Source organism: Phenylobacterium sp. (genome assembly GCF_030651755.1).
GTDB lineage: Bacteria > Pseudomonadota > Alphaproteobacteria > Caulobacterales > Caulobacteraceae > Phenylobacterium.
In genome coordinates, this window is sequence record NZ_JAUSBZ010000148.1 from 1 (window position 1) to 5,544 (window position 5,544).

General features: G+C 66.8%; 6 protein-coding genes. 3 read left to right on the top strand and 3 right to left on the bottom strand.

What is annotated here, in order from left to right:
• A partial coding sequence (locus tag Q7V15_RS14245; protein ID WP_304756383.1) for a sulfatase-like hydrolase/transferase occupies positions 1–856 on the bottom strand: 856 nt, incomplete at its 3' end.
• 153 nt (positions 857–1,009) lie between these two features.
• Between Q7V15_RS14245 and Q7V15_RS14250 the strand changes: the two genes are divergently transcribed.
• Together Q7V15_RS14250 and Q7V15_RS14255 are read left to right on the top strand one after the other, a co-directional pair.
• Positions 1,010–3,211, top strand: a complete 2,202-nt coding sequence (locus Q7V15_RS14250) for an arylsulfatase (RefSeq protein WP_304756384.1) — start codon at positions 1,010–1,012, stop codon at positions 3,209–3,211.
• 59 nt (positions 3,212–3,270) lie between these two features.
• Positions 3,271–3,771 (top strand): DUF305 domain-containing protein, encoded by a 501-nt coding sequence (locus tag Q7V15_RS14255; RefSeq protein ID WP_304756385.1) that lies wholly within the window; start codon positions 3,271–3,273, stop codon positions 3,769–3,771.
• 18 nt (positions 3,772–3,789) lie between these two features.
• On the opposite strand, the gene Q7V15_RS14260 is transcribed toward Q7V15_RS14255, so the two are convergent.
• Positions 3,790–4,176 (bottom strand): DUF805 domain-containing protein, encoded by a 387-nt coding sequence (locus Q7V15_RS14260; RefSeq protein ID WP_304756387.1) that lies wholly within the window; start codon positions 4,174–4,176, stop codon positions 3,790–3,792.
• A 209-nt stretch (positions 4,177–4,385) separates the two neighbouring features.
• On the opposite strand from Q7V15_RS14260, the gene Q7V15_RS14265 reads away from it, so the two are divergent.
• On the top strand, positions 4,386–5,318 hold the full coding sequence (locus Q7V15_RS14265; protein WP_304756389.1) for a phytanoyl-CoA dioxygenase family protein: 933 nt from the start codon (positions 4,386–4,388) through the stop codon (positions 5,316–5,318).
• Between the two features lie 7 nt (positions 5,319–5,325).
• Here the strand turns inward: Q7V15_RS14265 and Q7V15_RS14270 are convergent.
• A partial coding sequence (locus Q7V15_RS14270; protein WP_304756390.1) for a response regulator occupies positions 5,326–5,544 on the bottom strand: 219 nt, incomplete at its 5' end.

Genomic DNA, 5,544 nt, shown 5'->3' on the forward strand with positions numbered 1-5,544 from the left:
GGTTCGCCTCGATCACCTTGACCGACTCTTCGGTGTAGTAGTCGGTCAGATAGCCCCGCGGCGCGAACATTGGCCCGCCGTTGAACTTGGCGGCCGCCTGCATCCGCGCCCAAAGGAAGCGATCGATCGGGTCGAAGTCGATCTTGGCGTTGACCACGTCGGGGTGGTCCTCGGGCAGATAGAGGCCGCTGGCCATCAACAGGCTTTCGTCGAAGCCCTGGGCGTTGGCGTTGAATTCCTCGGTGTCGCCCAGGTGCCACTTGCCGATATGGACGGTGTGATAGCCTCGGGTCTTCAGCACCTCAGCCAGGGTGATCTCGCTGCCGGGCAGGCCCTGTTCGACCATGGGCGGGGTTCTCTTCGCCGCCTCGGCGTCCCGCAGCATCGGATGGGGGCGTGAGCCGTCGTTGTAGAACATCTCCAGTATGCGGGTCATGCCGTCCGGGGTCGGCGTGAACTCAAATCCGTGCCGGGTGGCGTAGCGCCCGGTCATGATCATGGCCCGTGACGGCGCGCAGGTGGCCTGGCCGGCATAGGCCTGGCTGAGATTGGCGCCGCGGGCGGCCAGGGCGTCGATGTTCGGCGTCTTGACGAGGCCCCCGGCGATGCCGCCGCCAAAGGTGCTGATGTCGTTGATGCCCAGGTCGTCGGCCAGGATGACGATCACATTGGGCGGCCGGTCTCCGTCCGGCGCCACATCGGGACCGCGGGCCCAGGCGATCTCCTGGTTCTCGGCGATCTGCTGCTTGCCCAGATTGCCCACCACGAACAGGACGATGGACTTGTAGTTGGCCAGGCCCAGGCCAATGGCCACCAGAAGGGCGAGTCCCACTCCCAACCAGATCTTGCGCGACATCGACGGCCTCCCCGACCAAAGTTTTGGCACGATACGCGCCATTGTCTTCAAGACTCAAGCCCCTTGAACCGACCGACGGGGCGTGCGCCATGACCTTGCATAAATTGGCAGTGATCGTGCATATATATCCCAGACTTTCTTTGGGGGCGGCATATGTCGAGGCGCGGTGAGGCGATGGGGCAGGGGATTTCGCGCCGACTTACAAGTCTGGCCTGCGGCCTCCTGGCCCTAGTGGCGACGGGTCTTTTGGGTCTCACCGGGCAGGCTCAGGCGGCCAGCGAGCGCCCGAACATCGTGCTGATCCTGGTGGATGACGCTGGCTATACCGACTTCGGCGCCTATGGGAGCGAGATCGCCACCCCGACCATCGACGCCCTGGCCGCCCGCGGAGCGCGCTTCTCCAACTTCCACGCCACGCCCATGTGCGCCCCGTCCCGGGCCATGCTGATGACCGGCCTCGACAGCCACACCGCAGGCGTCGCCAACCTGCCGGAATCGACGCCTCGGGCCCATCGGGACCTGCCCGCCTATCAGGGACGCCTGGCGCAGGGAGTCGAGACGGTGGCCACGCGCCTGAAGCGGGTCGGCTATCGCACCTACATGGCCGGCAAGTGGCACCTGGGTCACGCTCCCGGCGACCTGCCCGACGCCCATGGGTTCGACCGCTCCTTCGCCCTGGACGCCACGGGCGGCGACAACTGGGATGAGCGGTCCTACTTCCCCCTCTACGCCAAGTCCCCGTGGTTTGAGGACGGCAAACCCGCCACCCTGCCCAAGGACTTCTATTCGTCGGAATTCCTGGTCGACCAGATGATCGGCTATATTGGCGACGGGTCAGGGGACGCTTCGCCCTTCTTCGCCTATCTGCCCTTTCTGGCCATCCACATTCCGGTTCAGGCGCCGGAGGCCTTCGTCCGCAAGTACGAGGCGACCTATCGCGACGGCTGGGCCGCCCAGCGCGAGCGCCGGCGCCAAGGCGCAGTCCGCACCGGCCTGATCGCCGCGGACGCTCCCATGGGTCCGCCGCCGCGCAATGTGGCGGAGTGGAACGCCCTGTCGCCGGAAGCCCAGGCCCTGGCGGCCCGGTCCATGGCGATCAACGCCGCCATGCTGGAGGCCATGGACCACCACTTCGGGCGGCTGGTGGACCACCTGCGGGCCACCGGCCAGTATGACAACACCCTCTTCGTCGTCCTCTCCGACAACGGACCTGAGGCCGGTGACCCGGTGGCCGAACCCCTGTTCCGCCTCTGGCTGCGCCGACAGGGCTATGAGTATGGGGCGGACATCCGGGGCGGGCCGGGGACCTACGCCGCCATCGGCCCCGGCTGGGCCAGCGCGGCGGCGGCGCCGGGCGCCCTCTACAAATTCTACACCGGCGAGGGGGGGCTTCGGGTCCCGCTGATCATGGCCGGCCCAGGTCTGCCGCGGGGCCAGACGGTGCGCGCCTTCAGCATCATCTCCGACATCGCCCCGACCCTGCTTGAGATCGCCGGCGCGGAGCATCCGCCCCTGCACGGCCGCAGCCTGCTTCCGGTGCTGAACGGCCAGACCGACCGGGTCTATGGGCCAGACGATCCGGTGGGTCTCGAGGCGGCCGGCGACGGCGCCCTGTTCAGGGGTGACTACAAGCTGACCCGCAACGCGGGCGCCTGGGGCGACCCGGCCTGGCGGCTCTATGACATCGTCCGCGATCCCGGCGAGACCACCGACCTGGCCCGGGCCCAGCCCGAACGGGTGGCGGCCATGCTGGCCGATTATCAGGCCTATGCGACGGCGGTGGGCGCGGCCGAAATTCCCGAAGGTTTCTCCGCCGACCGGCAGATCGCCCTGAACCTCGCCGCCCATATCCTGGCGGACCTCCGCGCGCCCCTTATGCTCGGTCTTGGCGTCCTGGTTCTGATGGTTGGCTTGGCGGTCTTCGGCTGGCGGCGGTTCGCCCGCAACCGGCCTGAGCGCGCCGCCCGCCTGGGGCGTGGGATCGCGCGGGGCCTGGTGGGTCTGGTGGGCCTGCTGATGGTCGCCATCACCCTGCGGATCTGGACCCAGCCCCAGATGTTCGCCGCCACCCTCGGACTGGCCGCGGACGGACCGGTGGGGGTCGCCAGTCTGCGGGCCGACCTTGGGGGCTTCTTTGGAGCAGGCGGCCTGTTCGCCATCCTCGCGGCTCTGCGATCAGATCGCCGCTGGCTGGGGCCGGCCCTGATCCTGCTCGGCCTGGCCCTCACCGGGCGGGTGATCAGCCTGATCGCCTCGGGCGGCGGTGTGATGCAGATCCCGCCGATGATCGTCGAGGCCGTTCTGATCGCGATCTTGGCGTTCGGTTGGCGCATATTGCGGCCCAAACTGGCATAGCGCGGCGCCTGGGCCGTACTCATGCGTTGACCTTCGGCAACAGCAGAAGGAGCAATGCTATGAGCTATCTGCGGTTCGGCGCGATGATCACCGCCTCGACCCTCGTGATGTTCTTCCTGATGTATCTGAACACCTACGCCGTCGACCATGTGATGTTCAGCGAGACTCGGGCCTACATGGCCTTGCTGATGGGTGGGGCGATGGCCATAGTCATGATGACTTTCATGTTTGGCATGTATCCAAACAAAAGCTTGAACGTCGCGATCCTCTGCGGGGCCGCGGTGGTGTCTGTCGCCGCCCTTTGGCTTGTCCGCAGCCAGGTCACGGTGGGCGATGTGGCCTACATGAAGGCCATGACGCCTCACCATTCCATCGCCATCATGACCAGTGAGCGCGCCAATATTCGTGACCCGCGGGTGCGCCGGTTGGCCGACGAAATTCTCGCCGCTCAGGTGCGGGAAATCGCGGAAATGAGGACGCTGATCGCCGATCTCGAACGAACGCCCCCGCCAGCCAGCGCTCCGGTACTGGCGCCGAGTCGTCCCGACGGCCGTCCCTGATTGGACCCAGACCTAGACCTAGGCCGTCGGCGGCGCAGGGTCCCGGGGCGCATCGCCGGTGACGGGTTCGCCATAGGCCGAGTCTGCCGCGCTGGGCTGAACATAGAAGAACAACAGCACCAGGAAGCCGAGGATCGGGATCAGGGCGATCAGCACCCACCAGCCTGTCCGGCCGGTGTCATGCAGCCGGCGGACCCCCATGGCGAGGTTGGGAACGATGAGGGCGAGGCCGGCCAGGGCGCTGAGCGGCTGGAAGTCGCCGCGCCCGAACAGCATGGTGTCCACCACCCCCACGGCCAGACCGAAGAGGAAGATCGACAGAACCCACCACCAGAAGGTCGGCCTGGCCGTGCGCCCCTGGAAATTCGCGTAGTTCTTCAGCCCGTAACGAACAGCTTCAAGCATCTTGTGCACCCGTTCAACCCGAAGTGGAGGTTCGGCCTTCCGGGGCTGTTGTGCAACCGTCTGGCGCCGAAACGGCCTTGTGGCGCCGGCGACCGGTGGGCAGACCCCCTAAGATCCTGAAGCATAGGCGGAATCGTCACCTTCGCCGCCGGGATTAACCCTATCTTTAGTGGGCGCAGCGAGGCTGTCGGCATCTTTTCGGAGGCTCCATGACCGCCGTCCGCGCCCCTGCCTCGTCCTCCATTCACCCCGCCATAGGTGATTTCATCCAGGACGGGGCCCACGTCTTTGACAGGTTTGTGGATCCGATCGCGGCGGCCGCCCTGCTAGCGGACATTCGCGCCACCCGTCCCTTTGACCACCGCCTGTTTTTGAGCGAGGCCGAATTTGACGCTGATCCGCAGCATGTGGGGGTCAATCCGCGTCCTGGCCGCAATCTGCTCGAGCGGTTCGAAGACCGACTGGGCTTCGTGGAGCAGGCCCCGCATATCACCAGCGCCCTGCAGGCCCTCCTGGGCGACGGCTACGAGATCCTGAACCGCAAGGTGGTCTGCGGCGTGCCCCAGACCGCGGTGCCGCCCTGGCTGAGGGCGCGCATCCTCGGCAACCCGGTGAACAATCTTGGCGCCTATGTCCGCCCGGAGCACCGCGATGTCACCTATTTCTACGGGATCGATTTCCATCAGGACCTGATCGACTATCGCGACCGACCGGCCGATTTCCTGACCCTCTACGTCTATCTGCACCCGGTCAGCCGGCTTGACGCACCGCTGTTCCTGCTGACCGGCAGCCACCGCCTTGGAGCCGCCGTGTTCCCCCACGACCTGCGGCGGGACGGACCTGACGTCTGGACCTATCGCGACGGCCGCGGGGGCGAGGTGAAGACCCATCAGCGCCTGCTGACCGGACCGGCGGGCTTCGCCGCTATCTGGCATGCCTGCACCCTGCACGGGACCCAACCTGACGCCGCCGATCACGAGCGGATATCCCTGCGCTATCTCGTGGCCAAGGGTCCAGGCGCGGCGGGCCTCGACCAGGTCAACGCCACGCTGCATGGCCCCCTGGCCCTGCCGCAGACCAGGCTGGACCTGGCGGCCGATGGCCAGGCGGTCATCAAGGGCAACATCGTCAACCAGGCTTGAACCTGGCTCAGAACTGAGCCGCCAGGACCTCCAGCAGTTCGGCGGCCTGAATTGGTTTGGCGACGAAAGCGTTCATCCCGGCCTCAAGACAGGCCTTGACCTCCTCTGGCGCGGCGTTGGCCGTCACCGCCACTATCGGAACCGCGCCCTGGGGGGGCGGCAACTGACGGATGCGCCGCGTGGCCTCAAGCCCGTCCATACGCGGCATGTAGACGTCCATCAGCAC

Bases quoted from the DNA above. Each gene is read 5' to 3' on its own strand.
- Q7V15_RS14265 (WP_304756389.1), top strand. From the start codon at position 4,386: ATGACCGCCGTCCGCGCCCCTGCCTCGTCCTCCATTCACCCCGCCATA.
- Q7V15_RS14250 (WP_304756384.1), top strand. From the start codon at position 1,010: ATGTCGAGGCGCGGTGAGGCGATGGGGCAGGGGATTTCGCGCCGACTT.
- Q7V15_RS14260 (WP_304756387.1), bottom strand. From the start codon at position 4,176: ATGCTTGAAGCTGTTCGTTACGGGCTGAAGAACTACGCGAATTTCCAG.
- Q7V15_RS14255 (WP_304756385.1), top strand. From the start codon at position 3,271: ATGAGCTATCTGCGGTTCGGCGCGATGATCACCGCCTCGACCCTCGTG.